19 protein-coding genes and 1 other RNA gene are annotated in these 16,529 nt (G+C 42.0%); 13 read left to right on the top strand and 7 right to left on the bottom strand.

The features are described 5' to 3' along the window. Positions 1 to 27: 27 nt before the first annotated feature. On the bottom strand, positions 28 to 444 hold the full coding sequence (locus tag CK503_RS03330) for a hypothetical protein (RefSeq protein WP_095605371.1): 417 nt from the start codon (positions 442 to 444) through the stop codon (positions 28 to 30). Positions 445 to 628: 184 nt separating this feature from the next. On the opposite strand from CK503_RS03330, the gene CK503_RS03335 reads away from it, so the two are divergent. Continuing rightward, complete coding sequence (locus CK503_RS03335) at positions 629 to 2,932, top strand: glycosyltransferase family 2 protein (RefSeq protein WP_095605372.1); 2,304 nt, start codon at positions 629 to 631, stop codon at positions 2,930 to 2,932. Positions 2,933 to 3,097: 165 nt separating this feature from the next. Here CK503_RS03335 and CK503_RS03340 read toward each other — a convergent pair whose 3' ends face one another. Continuing rightward, positions 3,098 to 3,955, bottom strand: coding sequence for a transglutaminase family protein (locus tag CK503_RS03340; protein ID WP_095605373.1), 858 nt, complete (start codon positions 3,953 to 3,955; stop codon positions 3,098 to 3,100). Positions 3,956 to 4,157: 202 nt separating this feature from the next. On the opposite strand from CK503_RS03340, the gene CK503_RS03345 reads away from it, so the two are divergent. The 3 genes from CK503_RS03345 to CK503_RS03355 are packed head-to-tail and all read left to right on the top strand — an operon-like array spanning position 4,158 to position 7,099. Then, positions 4,158 to 5,381: an arginine deiminase gene (locus CK503_RS03345; protein WP_095605374.1), complete on the top strand. Its 1,224-nt coding sequence runs from the start codon at positions 4,158 to 4,160 to the stop codon at positions 5,379 to 5,381. 16 nt (positions 5,382 to 5,397) lie between these two features. Then, on the top strand, positions 5,398 to 6,627 hold the full coding sequence (locus CK503_RS03350; RefSeq protein ID WP_095605375.1) for a site-2 protease family protein: 1,230 nt from the start codon (positions 5,398 to 5,400) through the stop codon (positions 6,625 to 6,627). A 52-nt stretch (positions 6,628 to 6,679) separates the two neighbouring features. After that, a complete protein-coding gene (locus CK503_RS03355; RefSeq protein WP_095605376.1) occupies positions 6,680 to 7,099 on the top strand; it encodes a hypothetical protein in 420 nt (139 codons plus the stop codon). Positions 7,100 to 7,115: 16 nt separating this feature from the next. Here the strand turns inward: CK503_RS03355 and CK503_RS03360 are convergent, their stop codons facing one another. After that, the gene (locus tag CK503_RS03360) at positions 7,116 to 7,475 is read right to left on the bottom strand and encodes a four helix bundle protein (RefSeq protein ID WP_095605377.1); all 360 of its coding nucleotides are present in this window, start codon (positions 7,473 to 7,475) and stop codon (positions 7,116 to 7,118) included. Positions 7,476 to 7,577: 102 nt separating this feature from the next. Between CK503_RS03360 and smpB the strand changes: the two genes are divergently transcribed. Then, complete coding sequence (gene smpB, locus CK503_RS03365) at positions 7,578 to 8,048, top strand: SsrA-binding protein SmpB (protein WP_095605378.1); 471 nt, start codon at positions 7,578 to 7,580, stop codon at positions 8,046 to 8,048. 11 nt (positions 8,049 to 8,059) lie between these two features. Next, the gene (locus tag CK503_RS03370) at positions 8,060 to 8,836 is read left to right on the top strand and encodes a M90 family metallopeptidase (protein WP_095605379.1); all 777 of its coding nucleotides are present in this window, start codon (positions 8,060 to 8,062) and stop codon (positions 8,834 to 8,836) included. Positions 8,837 to 8,853: 17 nt separating this feature from the next. On the opposite strand, the gene CK503_RS03375 is transcribed toward CK503_RS03370, so the two are convergent. The 4 genes from CK503_RS03375 to CK503_RS03390 all read right to left on the bottom strand — a co-directional run bounded on the left by CK503_RS03375 (position 8,854) and on the right by CK503_RS03390 (position 11,832). Continuing rightward, entirely contained in the window at positions 8,854 to 9,360 is a 507-nt protein-coding gene (locus CK503_RS03375) for an OsmC family protein (RefSeq protein ID WP_095605380.1), read from the bottom strand. Positions 9,361 to 9,535: 175 nt separating this feature from the next. After that, positions 9,536 to 9,912: RNase P RNA component class A (gene rnpB / locus CK503_RS03380), an RNA gene on the bottom strand. Between the two features lie 112 nt (positions 9,913 to 10,024). Further along, on the bottom strand, positions 10,025 to 10,759 hold the full coding sequence (locus CK503_RS03385; protein WP_095605381.1) for a zinc ribbon domain-containing protein: 735 nt from the start codon (positions 10,757 to 10,759) through the stop codon (positions 10,025 to 10,027). A 17-nt stretch (positions 10,760 to 10,776) separates the two neighbouring features. After that, positions 10,777 to 11,832, bottom strand: a complete 1,056-nt coding sequence (locus CK503_RS03390; protein WP_095605382.1) for a Nif3-like dinuclear metal center hexameric protein — start codon at positions 11,830 to 11,832, stop codon at positions 10,777 to 10,779. Between the two features lie 251 nt (positions 11,833 to 12,083). On the opposite strand from CK503_RS03390, the gene CK503_RS03395 reads away from it, so the two are divergent. The 7 genes from CK503_RS03395 (at position 12,084) to CK503_RS03425 (ending at position 16,529) form a co-directional block, all read left to right on the top strand. Continuing rightward, positions 12,084 to 12,788, top strand: coding sequence for a YggS family pyridoxal phosphate-dependent enzyme (locus tag CK503_RS03395; protein WP_095605383.1), 705 nt, complete (start codon positions 12,084 to 12,086; stop codon positions 12,786 to 12,788). Between the two features lie 79 nt (positions 12,789 to 12,867). Further along, positions 12,868 to 13,185 carry a hypothetical protein gene (locus CK503_RS03400; protein WP_095605384.1) on the top strand — a complete coding sequence of 106 codons (318 nt, stop codon included), beginning with the start codon at positions 12,868 to 12,870 and terminating at the stop codon, positions 13,183 to 13,185. Beyond that, positions 13,182 to 13,547: a hypothetical protein gene (locus CK503_RS03405; RefSeq protein WP_095605385.1), complete on the top strand. Its 366-nt coding sequence runs from the start codon at positions 13,182 to 13,184 to the stop codon at positions 13,545 to 13,547. Before CK503_RS03400 ends, CK503_RS03405 begins: the two co-directional genes overlap by 4 nt. A gap of 45 nt (positions 13,548 to 13,592) precedes the next feature. Then, positions 13,593 to 14,219, top strand: coding sequence for a DivIVA domain-containing protein (locus CK503_RS03410; RefSeq protein ID WP_095605386.1), 627 nt, complete (start codon positions 13,593 to 13,595; stop codon positions 14,217 to 14,219). 118 nt (positions 14,220 to 14,337) lie between these two features. Beyond that, the gene (locus CK503_RS03415) at positions 14,338 to 15,174 is read left to right on the top strand and encodes a purine-nucleoside phosphorylase (protein ID WP_095605387.1); all 837 of its coding nucleotides are present in this window, start codon (positions 14,338 to 14,340) and stop codon (positions 15,172 to 15,174) included. 10 nt (positions 15,175 to 15,184) lie between these two features. Beyond that, positions 15,185 to 15,589 carry an energy transducer TonB gene (locus tag CK503_RS03420; RefSeq protein ID WP_095605388.1) on the top strand — a complete coding sequence of 135 codons (405 nt, stop codon included), beginning with the start codon at positions 15,185 to 15,187 and terminating at the stop codon, positions 15,587 to 15,589. A gap of 157 nt (positions 15,590 to 15,746) precedes the next feature. Then, the gene (locus tag CK503_RS03425) at positions 15,747 to 16,529 is read left to right on the top strand and encodes a hypothetical protein (RefSeq protein ID WP_095605389.1); all 783 of its coding nucleotides are present in this window, start codon (positions 15,747 to 15,749) and stop codon (positions 16,527 to 16,529) included.

Raw genomic sequence — 16,529 nt, forward strand, 5'->3', positions numbered from 1 at the left:
AATCAATTACCGTATCACAACCAAATGTTAATCATCCAATATATCATCAATTCGATTCTTTAGTCTTCTGTCATATTTCTCGCGTTGATGCGATGGTACTGAATAGTGATACTCAGGATTTGTTATAATTATTTTGGTCTGATTCTTTCCAAGACGCTCTACAACGACTTTTCCCTGATCCTGCTGAACAGACTGATCATTAACAGCCGCCTGAGAATTAAAAATAATGGTATATTTATTTCCCTCATCCGACTTTTGAGCAAAACCTATATTGAGCGAACTACTACGAATGGCTTGTTCCACCGTTTCCACCATCGTATTAAAATCATGCTCATATGTAATAGAACGGTCACCCGAAGTGGTCTCCAGCGAACCACATCCTTGCAGAAAAGTTATTACTGTAATAGTAAATAAAACCAGCACTCTCTTTTTAATAGTATTCATAAAAATTGACGCTAAGTTATCTTTTAAATTTTGAAAAATTAGTATGAAAAATATATACAATAAATTGAGTTGTTTCTAAAACCTTTGTCCTCCTTACACTTGGGCGCTAACGAATACTTTTCGCCTTTTATCTATCACCTCGTATATTTCAGCAAATTAATAATCACTTTCGAGTTGCATAGTTATGCCCAAAAAGCCGCTGCTTACGGTATCCGTTGTTGTGCAAAATCATCGGGATGTTATCGAGTCCACGCTGACATCGCTCTATGAAATAGAGGGTATCCCTTTTGAACTTTTCCTTATTGATGACGGATCCAACGATAACAGTGATGAAGTTATTCAATCGGTTCTGGACTACTACCAGCACGAACAAACCTTCTATTTTACCCACGAAAAGCCGATAGGGTTGGGCAATTCGCTGAATGAGATTTTATCGCAACGGAATGGGCGACTCTTCTGGGCACCCCTGACCATCTCTGATATTGACATCGAACAATTAAGCCTACGGTTGGAACAACTCACTGAATCAACCAACAGTGTGCTGGCACTTCAAAATCATGAGCTGCCCACTGGATATAAAGAGTGGATCAACCTTCTTCAACAAAAGAACTGGCCACAGAACGGCTCTTTTATCTGGGATTTATCAGCCCTCTCAACTGGCAACAGGTTCTTCAATCCTTACCTAAAGGAGTTTCACGGACTTGAGCTGGCTGCCCGGCTCGGTGATATCTCATCGATCAAAAGTACAAAAAGCTGGTTTGCTCCAAGTAGCCTTTTTGAAGCTCCCGAACCCGACTTCAATATTCGGCAAGAACTGCTGTTGACCCTTCTTCGCCGTGCCGATTACGGTGGACAAATGCGAGAAACAATCCTTAAAACCCTTCAAAACCTCTCCGTAAAATCAAAAAAATCCTACGACAACGACCTACTTAACGAAGCAGTGCAGATGAAACAGGAGGGGCGATTTAACTCGGCGCTGGAACGTATTGAAGAAGTGCTGGAAAACAATCCAAGTCACAGTGGGGCCCGTAATCTCAAAATTAAAATCCTGGAAAAAAAGCGTCGATACGTAGAGGCATCAGAGCTCAAACACCAGATTTCAAAATCACAAAAGCAAAAAGAGAAAGAAGAAAAAGAAAAGCCCAAACAACAACCAACTACTGAAACAACTCAGCCATCCGAGCCTGAAGATGTTACCACAAGTCTGATTATCCCAACGACTACCTATGGCAAGCCCGCCCTCGAACACTGCCTTCTTTCGGTTTCGGAACATTGCGACACCTCTCAACTCGAACTTATTGTCATTGACAATGCCAGCCTGGATAACACACACGACTACCTGGATGAGCTCAAAGAACGAAACTTCTTAAACTGCCGGGTCATCACCAACACAAAGAATGCGGGCTTTGCTGCCTCTGTGAACCAAGCGATGGAAAAAGTGAACGGAGAATATGCCTGTATTATCCACAACGACATCGAGTTTGTTGACGACGCTATTACACAGCTTCGGGATTTGATGGAGTCTCAGCCCGAATACGCTATTATAGGACCCACAACAAATAAAACCCTCAATCCTGATCAAGCATCCCAGAACATTCAAGAAGACAGTTCCGATATTATTCGTGCAGAATATCTTGACAGTTTTTGTATGATGCTTCGTACAGATGCGAATTTAGAGATGGATGAGACCTTCCAACTGGCATTTTTTGAGGATATTGATCTCTGCTTTCAAGCTCGATCCAAGGATTTTAAAGTCGGTATTGCTCCGCATATTCAGGTTAAGCACCACTTTGGTACTACCACATTTTCGCTGGATCTGGATACCGAAAGCGAACAGTACTGGCAAAATGTCTCCTATTTTAATGAAAAATGGAATATCGAAGTCTTTTCTGAAGATGAACTAAAATCGCTCAGTACATTTGATCAGCTGTTGGCACTGGATGATCTCGTAAATCCATTATTCCCGGAGCCCAAAGTCCAACAGCAGTTCGAGCAGCTTTTCACCGATGAATTAAAAACAGAAATCCTAAAAACCCAGCACGATGAGGAAACGCTCTGCAAGCTTGTCCACCTGTTTATGGTGATGGAAGAGCGCGAAATTATGCGTCACCTCGAAGATAAGCTCAACAATATTGATATTCCTGCATCACTTATTTATCAACTGGTGCGCTTTTATTTCAACCGCAATATATATTCTCGTTGTAAGCACTACCTCAATCAACTTAAGCCGCAAAATGAATCGCTTCGCGCCGACCTGTATCGTTTAGCTATCCTCGTTGAAAACAAAGATCTTGATGAGGCTATACCTATGCTTAAAGAATTGATGGGGCACGCTCCTGCAAATCCAATGCTGTATAAACTGGCCGGTGATATTCACAAATTTAGCGGTAATAAAGAAGAGGCGATTTCATTTTACGATCTGGCAGAGCAAATCAATCCTTTTGAGTTTACCAACGAAGAGAAAGATGCGTTTGGGTTTAAACTCTAAAATGATCGCTTTCCCATAAAGACTGGCTTAAAAAAGAAAGACCCCACCGATCAAGGTAGGGCCTCCACTATTCATCAAGAGAGACGCCTAAAAAGGCGCCTTGTAATTTCATCAATTATATACAGAGTTCAAAATATGATTACGGTTAAATTTCGTAAAAATTTCTCAACGAACCATAATCTCTACGGTATTCAATAGCTTTTTTAGGCTTTCTGCCGTATCCAGCTTATCCTGCTTTTCATAACTGTTAATAAGATTCCGGATACATCGAGCAAGGATATCCTCCTCAGTGCTGGTCGAAAAATGTTTACTTTTGGGCTCTACACCGTTCTGTTTTAGAAAGTAATAACATTGATCGTACGTAACTACTTTTCCATGATCGAAAGGATCAATCAAAATTTCTTCGTTCGCCGTTTTATACTTCATCATAAAATGAATCGGCATGTTGATCCCATAAAATGGAAGATCCAGGCGCCGGCCAATAAACAGCACAATTAGGGCCAGCGAAATAGATAACCCTTGTCGCCGGTCAATTACGCGATTCAAATAAGAATTGTATGGATTATAATAGTCATTCGTGCTTCCACTAAACTCCAGATCCTCAAACACAAAATTGAGCACTTTGTGCATTTTTTGTGTCTGGCTGAGCGAATAGCGCACATCATCGGCAATCATGTCAGCAAAACGATCGAGTTTCTTCTTGTACTCTCTTTCGCGCAGTGTAGGATTATCAAATCGCGATAAAATAAACACCGCATTCTCCAACTGTTCCATATTCGAAAGCCCACCGTCGAGCACATCCATAAAATCCTGCTCTACACTTCCGAAGGTAATATGCTGAATAATCTCATTGATAAGCTCCCGCGCTTCTGCATCATTGGTCTCTCTTTTCTGTTGATCGAGCAATGGCACGGCTGTTTCCCCAAGCTCAAACAAGCGATTGCGAACTTCTGATTTTACAAAGGGATCGGGATCATCCAATAAATAAACAAGAGATTCTATTTCTGACTTTTTAGCTGACATTATTTTAAGGATAAATTCTATTTACCATCTGATTAGTATTTGGAAACAGCTTTGACCGTCAAATCGTGCGAACAAAATAGAGAAAAAGTTTTTGAATTATCTACCTAAATCTCAATTTAAATATTGCCCGTTCAAAACGTATATTTGGCCTTATGTAATAAGCTTATCGACCAATTTTTTAATCTATTCAATAAAAATATTCATGAAGCTATCCGTTACGTCCGAAACCGGATTATTAAAAAGCGTTATTGTCCACACTCCCGGCAAAGAGGTTTCGCTGGTAAACCCTGAGCTCAAAGACGAGCTCCTTTTTGATGATATCATTTTTGAAAGTGACGCTCGTAAGGAACACCTGGAGATGCTCAAAATTTTCAAAGCGGCTATGCCTGCCGATGGGGAAATTCATGAAATTACGGATCTGTTTGGCCAAGCTCTTGATACTGAAGATGCTCGCGGATATTTCATTGAGAAGCTAATCACCCGTATGCCGGAAGAAAATCTTAAAGCTATTGAACAAAATTTGCTTGCCCTTTCGGGGGGCGAACTGCTTCGCTTTGTGATTGACGGGGCAACACCTTCTATTCCCAACTTTAATATGCATCCCACGCCCAACCTCTTATTTACCCGGGATCTGGCTGCCGTTGTCAACGAGAGTATTCTCTTATCACGTCCGGCTAAAAAAGCCCGCGTTCGGGAAGCGGTGCTCATGGAAACACTGATCAAATTTCATCCGCTCTTTGCTGATATTAAAGAAAAGACTATAAAAATTTCGGACCAAGAATCCATTGAGGGGGGCGATGTACTTGTTGCCTCTGATAAAGTTGTGCTTATTGGTATGAGTGAACGGACCTCATTCAGCGGATTGATGAATGCCACTGAAGGGTTACTGCAGCAAGGCGTTGAACATGTTCTTGCCGTAGACATCCCCAAGCAGCGTTCTTCCATGCATCTTGATACTATTTTTACCTTTGCCAGCGAGAACGAATGCGTGGCTTTTCCTCCAGCTATCACCGTACGCAGTAACAACGTAGTTGCCCTGCGATCCCAAAATGGTTCTATTATTTCGGAATCCAAACCCTCATTAAAAACAGCACTTGAGGAATTATTGGATCGCGACTTAACGTTCATCAATTGCGGAGGAAATCAACGCACCAATCAATTTCGCGAACAATGGACCGACGGCGCTAACGTTTTTGCAATAGCGCCCGGTATTATTGTAGGCTACGAACGAAACACAAACACCTTTAACGAGTTGAAGGAACATGGATATCAACTGATGAATCAATATGAATTTATTGAAGAATACCACGATACTCCCTTTGACCCTACAGGCAAAAAAATTGCCATCAGCTTTTTAGGTCATGAACTCTGTCGCGGTCGCGGCGGCGCCCGATGTATGACCATGCCCATAGCAAGAGAATCCTAAAAACAGAGCAGCACCTTTGGATAACAAACCCACCACCGAGACAACCGGATTTCAAATCAGTGACTTTACAGCCAAACCCACTATTTGGGAAACTATGCAGCGCGATCTTGATTCCAAAACGGTAACCAAACATTTATCTTTATTTCTAATTACCGTTCTTACCGTTTCGCTGGCCGGCGCCAGCTTTGTAGGCTTTAATCCCGCACCATTTCCCTTAGCACTTCCTTCTTTATCTGACTTTTATCGCGGACTTCTTTTCTCCGGACTCCTTTTAGGATTTTTGGGTGTGCATGAATTTGGCCACTATTTTGCTGCTCTCTATCATCATATTAAAGTTACACTGCCCTATTTTATTCCTATTCCACTGGGCATTGGTACCGTTGGAGCTGTCATCCGTATCAAACAGAAAATTAACGACACTTATAAAATGTTTGATGTAGGCGTTGCTGGCCCTTTGGCCGGTTTTGTCGTCTCTCTGGGGGTTTTACTATACGGATTTTCAACCCTGCCCGATCCCTCATTCATCCAAAATTTCGCAGGTCACGAAGCAGTCAAAGAATACGTCGCCCAATACGGGGTATTTCCCGATAATCCATTACAAGAAACCAACGGTAAGGTTTTGATTGTTGGAGATACGCTGCTTTATGGTCTACTGGCTTCCTTTTTTGAAAATGTACCGCCTATGTGGGAAATGTACCACTACCCTTTTTTATTTGCGGGATGGCTGGGACTCTTTTTTACGGCCCTCAATCTAACACCTATTGGTCAGCTCGACGGTGGACATATACTCTACTCCCTCATCGGATTTGAAAAGCACAAAATCGTAGCACGGATCTTTTTTGCTGTGCTTATTACGCTGGGAGGAACTGAAGCAGTGCCTTTTATCCATTTGTCGCTTGGTGAATTTTCTTATCCCTATGGGCTGCTAAGCTGGATCATTTGGGGCGGCGTATTAATGATGCTGCTGCGGAAAGCCTTCCGAAACGACTTCGAGTGGATAATACCGGTATTTACAGCCTCACTTGGTGTAACAGCCTTATATTTATTTTTCGTTGTTGGGAACCTTACAACCGCAGGATCACTAATCTGGGTCGTCTGGTCATTTTTTATCGCTTATTTTGTTGGAGTTGAACACCCTCCGGCACTGCGTGAACGCGAGCTTGACCCAACCCGAAAATTTCTGGGATGGCTCAGTATGGCTATTTTCGTGCTCTGCATCAGTCCCAACCCACTGTATTTAATTTAAAAATCGTTATCTTTACTCGCTTTTAACCGCAAAAACCTAATCTCTCTATTTGATGCGTTATCTATTACTCTCATTTGTTGCCCTACTCTTTATTTCATGCTCAAACGAAACTCCTGAAAATGTATCTGAACGGGTAAATCAGCTCATTGCCGATGACAACTATACCCAGGCTTTGGATATCTTAGATAATGCCAATCCCGAACAAACAGATGCGGACCTGCCCAAACTCAAAGAAAAAACATATCTCAATTATGGACTGTACTTGGAGTATCGGGGTCCTGAAGACAGTACCATGCGCGACCGAATGACCTCTGCGCTGGAACAATTTATTGAGGTGCTTAAATTAAATCCTGACAATGAGAAAGCACGAAAAGAGATCCAACAAATTATGGGTATTTACAACACTATGCCCGAAAAATCGCCCGGTGAAGATATCGTTGCGGAGCTGAATAAGTTGGGGTTTGATTATTAAGTAAAGCTGTCAGCGTTCAGCTATCAGCCTGTACTTTTTTTAGTAATGACGCTAGCATACGCTTAATTTCGGTTACTTTTTTGAGCAATATTTTAAACGTTTTTTTATCAATAAATTCTAAATCTTTACTCAGTATCAACTGGTATTCTAATTCCGAAGCCGAACCAAACGCAATGTTTAAAAAACGTGCAAGTTGTGGCTGGGTATTCCTGCCACAGCCTTCAGCAATATTTGAAGGAATTGAGGCCGAGGATCTACGCATTTGACTTATCAAACCATACAATTCCTCTTTAGGATATGAAGAAGTGAATTTATAAATATCCAGTGTTAAGCTATGACTCTTTTCCCATATTTTTAAATTTCTAAAATTTTTCATGGCCCCTATTTTTAATAAGTTAACTGATAGCTGAACGCTGATAGCTTTAGCTTTGCTAACTTAGTAAGACACTTGAAGCTTAAAATCCTTACATCCTAAAACATGTCTAACAACTCCAATCCAACGATAAAAAACCGTAAAGCACGACACGACTATCATGTCGAAGAAACCTACGAAGCCGGTATCGTTTTACGGGGAAGTGAGGTTAAATCACTTCGCGATGGTAATGCCAGCCTTAGCGAGTCTTTTGCGTACCTCCAAGATGGAGAGGTATTTTTGCGGGATATGTATATTAAACCGTATAAAGAGGCTTCATACACCAACCACGATGAGCGACGTGAACGCAAACTGCTGCTGAACAAAAGAGAAATTGCTGAACTTGATAAAGCTGTTTCCCAAAAGGGATACACCATTGTACCTCTTAAACTTTATTTTAAAAAAGGTTACGCCAAAATTTTACTGGGTCTGGCACGCGGTAAGCAAAAACATGATAAACGTGAAGATATTAAAGAACGAGATACCCGACGCGAGCTGGAACGCAAGTATAAAGGCACCTACAAGGTTAACATGTAACCGGCAATGCCATGTTCGGGTTTAAAAAATGGCGGCGTAAACGTCTGTTAAAGAAAGGCTTTTCGGATAACCAGCTTGCGATTCTAAAAAAGCACGTTCCCTACTACCATCATTTACCAGCTCATCTTCAGAAAAAGCTGGTCGGATTAACAAAAATTTTTCTGTACGAAAAACGTTTTGAAGGATGCGCCGGTCTTATAATCACAGACGAAATTCGAATTAGCATTGCTGCCCAAGCGTCTATCCTTCTACTGGGAACGGAAGACCTCTCCTACTTTTATGAGGATTTACGATCGGTGCTTGTATACCCCAAAACATATGTAGCCAAAGTAAAACAACGGAATAACGGTATTTTTGTTGAGGAAGGGTTTGAACAACGCCACGGCGAAGCATGGTCACACGGCTATGTTGTTTTAGCTTGGAATGAGGTCCAACAGGGAGCCTCCGATATCCACGACGGACAAAACCTCGTATTTCACGAATTTGCCCACCAGCTGGACTACGAATACGGGGCTACCGACCAGATCGAACAGGATTATGGCGAATCCCATTTTTTATCCTGGGCTCGGATCTTAGGCAATGAATACCAACAATTTCTTACATCCATCAAGCAAAACCAGCAGACCCTTATCGATGAATATGGAGCTACCAATCCGGCAGAGTTTTTTGCTGTAGTCACCGAACTGTTCTTCGAAAAACCGAAAGAACTAAAAAGCAAACATCCCCAATTGTACAGCCAGTTCAAAGAATTTTACCAACAAGACCCCGCCGATTATATAAAGTTGTAGTAAATACACTATTGAGATCACTGAATCGTAACACTCGTATTCAGCTCGGGACTATTTTTTAACGTCTGATAAATTACGCAGTACCGTTCCGTTAATTCAATAAGCTTTTCTATTCTTTTCCCCGAGGCTGCTGTATTTAACTCAAAGTTCAATGTAATGGATTTAAAACCCACTGGTGCTTCTTTAGATACGGCCAGCGTACCCCGAAAATCAAGCACGCCTTCCGCTCTAACCGTACCCTCTCCGATCTCAATTTCCATAGCCGTAGCTACCGACTTTAACGTTACTCCGGCACAAGCCACCAATGCTTCCAGCAACATATCGCCCGAGCAGGCTTGCGAACCATCTCCCCCAGTAGCCGGATGTAATCCTGCTTCTGCTTCACCGGCATCAGTCGGAACAAAACATGCGATATCTTCTCCCAGCTTACCCTCAACATGCAGCGTATATTCACCTTCTTCGGGATTGGTCTTATATTTTTCCTTTAGTGGGGCTTGGCGGGCGCGTAACTCAGACTTCTTCATCTACAATATTTTTTTTGATTACACATTTAACGTTCAAAAAAGAAAATAAGCTTTCAATAACCCAGCTCCCAGTTAACCTTACATCAATTTACAACAGCAGACATATTTTTGGGGAAACATAAATTACAGCTCAAAGACAAAAGGCCGCCCTGTTCGGACGGCCTTTTGATATAGTTTCGAGGGATGATCTGTAAGCCGAATTCTGTATCCCGACTGCTGTCGGGATGGCAATCATTTATCTGGTCCCCGAATCACTTCGAGGCTCGAGCACTCTACCCGGCTGTATTGCGACGAGCAGCGCACAGCCTGCATGAGCTTGCACCCCATGAGGTTTTCCCTGCCTCCGAATGTTACCACCGGAGCGGTGAGCTCTTACCTCACCTTTTCACCTTTTCCCAGAAGCCAAATGGTCATCATGGGTAGTCTGTTTTCTGTGGCACTGGCTATCCCGAATAATCGGGATCTTCCCGTTAGGAAGCACGGTGCTCGTTGGTGTTCGGACTTTCCTCCCTCCTACGCCTTGACGCAGGTGGCGATTGCCCGATCATCCCTTTAATTCCATGACTTTAAAGAACTAAAACACTTCTATAAACGAAAAAGATGCACAACATCATATAAATTATATGCTGTACATCTTAAAAACAGTCAGCCAAGAAGAAACGTTCTACAGTGTGAGTTCCTCTTTGGCATTTTCAAAAAACGAAGGATGCACTACGATACGTCCACTGTTTTCGTCAATAATGATTTTATTCTTTTTTCGCACTTCAACCTGTGTCTGCGGAGGCAATGCCATTCCCAGTGCGGCACCACGTTCCATCGGCACAACTGCCAGACCGTTTGAAAGCCCTTCCCGGAGTCGTTTATAGCTTTTCAGATAGCGTTTATCGATATTTTTCTCGACCTCTTCGCGCTTATCCAAAAGCATATCTTCCTCTTTCTGGGTATCCTTTTTTACCTCCTCGAGGTTTTCTTGCTTTTCTTCGTGCAACTCTTCAATATCATCCAGCTTTTCTTGAAGCTTCTCCATCTCGGGGTCAACTTCTTGAAGACGCTTTTCTATCTCTTCTAACCGAGATTCTGAGTTTTCGATTACCTGCTTTTGAGATTCAATTTCTTTTGTCAGTGCATCATATTCGCGATTGTTACGCACCGACATCTGCTGCTCTTCATATTTCTCCATCTTATTTTCAGCATCCTTAATCTCGAGCTCCAGGTTATCTCTTTCAACCTTCAGCTCTTTCTTCTCTTCTTCAAGACGACTGATTTTTGCTTCCAGCCGATTGATGTCAGTTTCAATATCCAGAATCTCTTCTGGCAAATCGCCACGCAGTTGTTTAAGCTCGTCTATTCTGCTGTCGATATATTGAAGATTCGCTAATTGTTGTAGTACTTCTTCCATAGATTAGATTACGTCGTTTATTCCTGCGGATTTTGTTTAGCATCAGGCAAATACACCTGCATTGGATTGGTGATTACTTCGGTTTCAAGAACTTCCAGCTCTTCAAACGCCTCAGTAAGTTCTTGCTGAAGGGCCGCCACCACCGGCACTTCGCTTTCGTAATGGCCTACATCGACCAGTAAAAAATTCTCTGTATCAGTAAAATAATCGTGATATTTAATATCGGCGGTAACAAACGCCTGGGCACCTTCCCCTATCGCATTTCCGGTAAGTGAAACACCCGCACCGCCACAAACAGCTACTTTTTTAATGCGGTCAACGGATCCCGAAAAACGAACGGCTTTTACATCAAGTGCCTCGGCTACGGTATTTAAAAATTGTTGCTGGGTCAATCCCTTATCGCGATAAAAACCAACGACCCCCATACCTACATTCTTCGACGGACTGGCAACATCCATCACTTGAAAACTACCGTGGTGTAACAGCCCATTCTTTTCGAGCTCTTTCTCCAAATCAGCAACATGATGCTCATCAATAATAGCTTCGTATGTAAACTGATGGTCTTTTTTGCCCTCTACCTTGTAATAGTGTGCTTCCTCAGCCGAATAGTAGTTCAATAGCTTTAGCACCGAATCACTTTCGGAATGACTGGTTGTCAATACAATTTTTCGGCTGATATTGTAGCTGTTATCAAGGAACTTCAGATTTTCAAGACCCAACTCTTTTGCCAACACAAAAGAAACACCATCGAGGGCCGCATCGAGATTGGTATGAGCGGCAATCAATCCTATATCATTCTTAATGAGCTTAAAAATAATTTTGCCCTGCTCATTGGTAGGATTGATAGAATCAATACTTTTGAAAATCAGGGGATGATGTGCGACAATGAGATCGCAATTATTTGCTATCGCTTCATCAACAACATCCAGCGTTATATCTAAACAGGTGAGAATTCGTGACACTTGCTGGTTTGGATCGCCGACGAGCAGACCTACATTATCGTAGTCGAGTTTTGTGCTGGGCGGAGCCCATTGATTTAGGAAGGTGGATATATGCCGAACCTGAATATTCATTTGGGCTATCGGCCTCCGTGCTTTAAAGTTGCGATTCTACAGCACCTGAGGCGATGTAAAAATATATCAGAGTCGAAATAAAAAATACTCAGTGTGTGAACTGTCAATTTACCTTTTATTCTTTAATTCAGACTCATAAAATACCATTTTAATAGCTTTCTTAAAAGCTTATTTTTAAAGTGATGCTTGGTTGTTCATCAATCAATATCAACATTTAGTATAACCCAAACAGATTTGAAAACTGGTATTCTATGCCCGAAGACATTTGTAATAATATTAAAGAGCTACAAAACAGGATAACTCGAGCTTGCAAAAGTGCAGGACGCGATGCCAATGAAATTACGCTCGTTGCGGTCAGCAAAACAAAACCGGTTGAGGATATTAAGACAGCATATGGCTGCGGCCAAATCCATTTTGGGGAAAACCGGGCGAAAGAATTGCAGGATAAGATGGATGATTATGAGAATGAGGACATCCAGTGGCACATGGTCGGCAACCTGCAAACGAATAAAATAAAATACATGGTTGAGCGTGTAAATTGGATTCACTCTATCGAAAAAAGCAAATACCTCCGAGAAATAGAGAAACGGGCATCCCGTATTGATCGTGTCATCAACACCCTGATACAAATTAACATCAGCGGCGAGGAGCAGAAAAGCGGCTGCGAACCCAAAGACTTAAAAGAAATCCTCGAATATGCACAAGGACTCGACCACGTACGGGTACGCGGACTCATGGGGATGGCAACATTTGTAGATCCCGAAGAGGTAGAAAAAGTACGTCCCGAGTTTAAAATGCTCAAAGAAATACGGGATGAACATCAAAGCTATGAATCAGAAAATGTACAGCTCGATGAACTTTCTATGGGGATGACAAACGATATGGAAATTGCCATACAGGAAGGTTCTACTATGTTGAGGGTAGGCCGGGCCATATTTGGTGAACGTAACTACTGAGCAAAAATATCGTTATAAAACCTTTCAATCTTATTGAGATTTAGTACATTACAAAAGGTTAACTAAAATATCGCTTATTATGGCAGCATGGATTTGGGTACTTATACCGCTGGTTGCAATTATTGGTGCTTTCATCATCGAGTATCAGAAGAATAAGATGTCGATGAAGAATCGCAGCCGACAGAATGAGGAGGAAGTCGAAGATCTCCGAAAGTTGATCAATTCCCTAAAAGGTCGGATCGAAAACCTCGAAGCTATTGCTGCCGGCGAACCAGATGATTTTTCTACTGGGGCGGGACGAGGAATGGAAGAAATTGAAATTGACGAATCCTCAACCGTTAAAGAAAATAAGAAGGAAGTTTCTAATCTTGCAGATAAAAAAAGGAAAAAATCATGAGTGAAGATGCGATAATTGTAGCAATTGTTTTTGGATCAATCCTTGGCATGATTGCTATTCCCATGCTTATTAACTTAGCTAAGAAGTGGGTCGACCGGAACAACAGCTCCATTCCCGAAGAACAATTTGATCGGTTGGCCAAAGCGTTTATGCAACACAAGAAAGATACGCAGCGCCGTATTCAAAACCTGGAAGCGATTATCAGCGACGATGATCCCACTGAAAGCTCGCAAAATAAAGAAGCAACAAATAAAATTGAGGCTCCAAAGGAAAGCATAGAATTTGATGATTCTGATAATGTCTCGGAAGAATCAGAATCTAATGGTAATGAAAACAATTTGCGGAACATGCTTCGGGAATAGCATGTTAAACTAACCACTTTATTTGACAGATAGCTCATACATACTATGAAATTAACAGCTCTTGAAATAAAACAACAGGAATTTGATAAATCACTGCGTGGTTACGACAAAGACGAGGTTCAAGCGTTTCTAAACCTGATGTCGAATGAGTGGGAACACATGGTAGCAAAAAACCGTGAGCTCGAAAAACGAATTGACGAGCTGGAAGAAAAGCTTAAGCATTACGAGCGTGTTGAGGAAGCTCTTCACGAAACGCTGCAAACAGCCAAAGAATCGGCCGAACAAAAGCTAACTGGGGCCCGTAAAGATGCCCGCAACAAAATTGAAAAAGCTGAAATGGAGGCCGAGTCTATTGTCCGCGAAGCTACCCAGCAGCGACAACAGGTGCGACAAAGTATCATCCGACTGCTTGACCGACGTAAAGAAATTATTGGGGGCATCCGGTCCTACCTGGAGATGGCTCAGGAATCCCTCGAACAGTTTTCCAAAGACGAAGCTGCCCTTTTTGATCTACCAGCCGAGGAAGATGAGTTTTCTGAAAAGTTAAGCGAACAGGCCAAACGGCGCAATAAGGCTCTCCTTGATGAAGATGACAATCAACTCGATGATGAAGGACAGAGCATGCCCCCCGGCAGTGAAAATATTGATGATTTAATTGACGAACTCGACTAACTTCTTCTGCGTTTGTCATATCGGGCCTAACAATATCTTTTGGCAAATGTGATTTCCTATCTATATAGGCTTTTTATATTTTCTATAATCTATTTGAACCACTAAGATTACTGTATTTATGCAAAGAGATACTGTTGAAGAATTTCGAGAAAAGCGCGATGAAGCCCTTTCCTTTCTTAAAAATGAAACTGATGAACAACCGGATTATTTAATCATCCTCGGAACCGGACTCGGTCGCCTCGCTGATGAGATCGATGTTGTTGACAGTATTTCTTACTCCGAAATTCCACACTTCCCTGATTCTACAGTAGAAGGTCATGCCGGGAAACTTCTTTTTGGATCTCTCAGCGGGAAAAAGGTTGTAGCAATGCAGGGGCGCTTTCACTATTACGAAGGCTACTCCATGCAAGAGATTGCCTTTCCCCCTCGCGTTCTTCATGCTATGGGTGCCGAAACACTCATTGTCAGCAATGCCAGCGGGGGCATGAATCCCAATTATTCCCGCGGCGACATCATGCTGATTAACGATCATATCAACATGTTTGGTGACAACCCGTTAATCGGCCCCAATGACGATGAGCTCGGTCCCCGATTCCCTGACATGAGTGATCCCTATACGGAAAGCTTGCGAAAAGTAGCCGAAAAAGTAGCCTTGAAAAAAGGAATCAAAATGCACGAAGGGGTGTATTTAGCACTTAGCGGACCAACGATGGAAACAAAGGCGGAATATCGATTTCTCCGAAATATCGGTGCCGATGTGGTCGGCATGAGTACCGTCCCGGAAGTGATTGCTGCTGTCCATATGGGAATGGACGTACTCGGCATTTCGGTAATTACCGACGAATGTTTTCCCGACGCTCTTGAACCTGTCGATATTGAAAAGGTATTAGAAGCCGCCGGCGAAGCAGAACCGGCCATGACCGAAGTAATTACCGGTGTACTACAAGAACTTTAGTAATTATAAGATGCCAACTCGCTACAGCCATATTTTTCTGATTAGCTTTTCAATTCTTCTGTTAAGCTGTAGTACCACTGATAAAACGAAGACAGCCCCGGAAGTCTCCAGAGAAAATGTCAAAGTGGTGACAGAAACCAAACCTGCAATTATTGGAGGAATAGATGCTCTTTATCAGCAGCTAACATATCCTTCTAATAATTCGCGACAGACCTCGACTATTACATTAGAAGCCAACATACTGGTTAATAAAGATGGGACAGTGGGGCAAGTTTCCTTCAATAAAGATCAATATTCCAAATATAAAGAAGCAGCCCGTGAAGCCATACATGCAGTTAATTTCGTGCCGGGTAAACGCAATGGCGAAGCTGTTAATATGTTTATTACTATCCCCATTCAGTTCAATGCCCAATAAAGAAGGCAACTTGCTATATCCGTAAGAAAATTTACTGTCAGGAATAAAAAATTATATCAATTTTAATTCAAAAAGCGTTAATTTACAGAAGCCTTTCTTTTCTTTAAAAAGGATATAAGAAAGCAACTAACTTACCATATCACCAAACCTTAATCATATGTTTAACGGTGATTTTAATGATGATATTTGGGATGAGCATCAGTGGGAATCTCACCTGAATGATATCGAACGAAAAAGTACCCGCCTTCGGAAATTTATCATTCCCGAACACACCGGTAACATTCCCCGATGGCTTAAACTTCTACAGGAAAGCTCAGACGAGCTTGATGCAGTAGATGCCTTTATTGAGGAAGAGCTGCTCATTGATGAAGCCTATTTCCCGGGCGAAGACGATGAAGAGATTGATGATGACGATGATGGAGAAGAAGAATGGGAAGACTTTTTATTCGACGATTTTGAAGACGACTTCTTCTTCGAAGATGAAGAGGAATATGACGATTTTGATGCCGGCGAAGAGTGGAAGGAACTCAGCGATGACTTTGCAATGTCAAATATGGGTTCAATAGATACGCTCTACATATACAATACCTCTCGCACATTGGCGGCAGCCGTATTACAATGGGCCGAAACCATCAGTCCCAAAAACATTACGCCTGATTTCAATGAATTTATTGGCAATATATTAAAGGTTGGTGCTAAAATTGCCGGCGGATACAGTTTTGGATTTGATCGCGATTTTCTGGGCGGCAATATCGCCTATACCAAAAAAGCTCTGTACTGTTCAAATGATGCTCTTCTCATTTTGCAGCGCGACCTGAAAGGAAGCTCCTATATCACCCAAAAACAGTACTATTACTTCCACGAACAAACCTTTACCCTTCGCAATGATATTGGCATATATATCCAAGAGTTGCGCGATGAGTTCTACAATAGAATATAA

It is taken from the genome of Fodinibius salipaludis (genome assembly GCF_002287075.1).
Lineage (GTDB): Bacteria > Bacteroidota > Rhodothermia > Balneolales > Balneolaceae > Fodinibius > Fodinibius salipaludis.

Coding starts and splice junctions, on each gene's coding strand:
- CK503_RS03335 (WP_095605372.1), top strand. CDS start 629: ATGCCCAAAAAGCCGCTGCTTACGGTATCCGTTGTTGTGCAAAATCAT.
- CK503_RS03370 (WP_095605379.1), top strand. CDS start 8,060: ATGTTCGGGTTTAAAAAATGGCGGCGTAAACGTCTGTTAAAGAAAGGC.
- CK503_RS03395 (WP_095605383.1), top strand. CDS start 12,084: ATGCCCGAAGACATTTGTAATAATATTAAAGAGCTACAAAACAGGATA.
- CK503_RS03385 (WP_095605381.1), bottom strand. CDS start 10,759: ATGGAAGAAGTACTACAACAATTAGCGAATCTTCAATATATCGACAGC.
- CK503_RS03355 (WP_095605376.1), top strand. CDS start 6,680: ATGCGTTATCTATTACTCTCATTTGTTGCCCTACTCTTTATTTCATGC.
- CK503_RS03360 (WP_095605377.1), bottom strand. CDS start 7,475: ATGAAAAATTTTAGAAATTTAAAAATATGGGAAAAGAGTCATAGCTTA.
- CK503_RS03390 (WP_095605382.1), bottom strand. CDS start 11,832: ATGAATATTCAGGTTCGGCATATATCCACCTTCCTAAATCAATGGGCT.
- smpB (WP_095605378.1), top strand. CDS start 7,578: ATGTCTAACAACTCCAATCCAACGATAAAAAACCGTAAAGCACGACAC.
- CK503_RS03400 (WP_095605384.1), top strand. CDS start 12,868: ATGGCAGCATGGATTTGGGTACTTATACCGCTGGTTGCAATTATTGGT.
- CK503_RS03420 (WP_095605388.1), top strand. CDS start 15,185: ATGCCAACTCGCTACAGCCATATTTTTCTGATTAGCTTTTCAATTCTT.
- CK503_RS03340 (WP_095605373.1), bottom strand. CDS start 3,955: ATGTCAGCTAAAAAGTCAGAAATAGAATCTCTTGTTTATTTATTGGAT.
- CK503_RS03330 (WP_095605371.1), bottom strand. CDS start 444: ATGAATACTATTAAAAAGAGAGTGCTGGTTTTATTTACTATTACAGTA.
- CK503_RS03345 (WP_095605374.1), top strand. CDS start 4,158: ATGAAGCTATCCGTTACGTCCGAAACCGGATTATTAAAAAGCGTTATT.
- CK503_RS03410 (WP_095605386.1), top strand. CDS start 13,593: ATGAAATTAACAGCTCTTGAAATAAAACAACAGGAATTTGATAAATCA.
- CK503_RS03415 (WP_095605387.1), top strand. CDS start 14,338: ATGCAAAGAGATACTGTTGAAGAATTTCGAGAAAAGCGCGATGAAGCC.
- CK503_RS03425 (WP_095605389.1), top strand. CDS start 15,747: ATGTTTAACGGTGATTTTAATGATGATATTTGGGATGAGCATCAGTGG.
- CK503_RS03375 (WP_095605380.1), bottom strand. CDS start 9,360: ATGAAGAAGTCTGAGTTACGCGCCCGCCAAGCCCCACTAAAGGAAAAA.
- CK503_RS03405 (WP_095605385.1), top strand. CDS start 13,182: ATGAGTGAAGATGCGATAATTGTAGCAATTGTTTTTGGATCAATCCTT.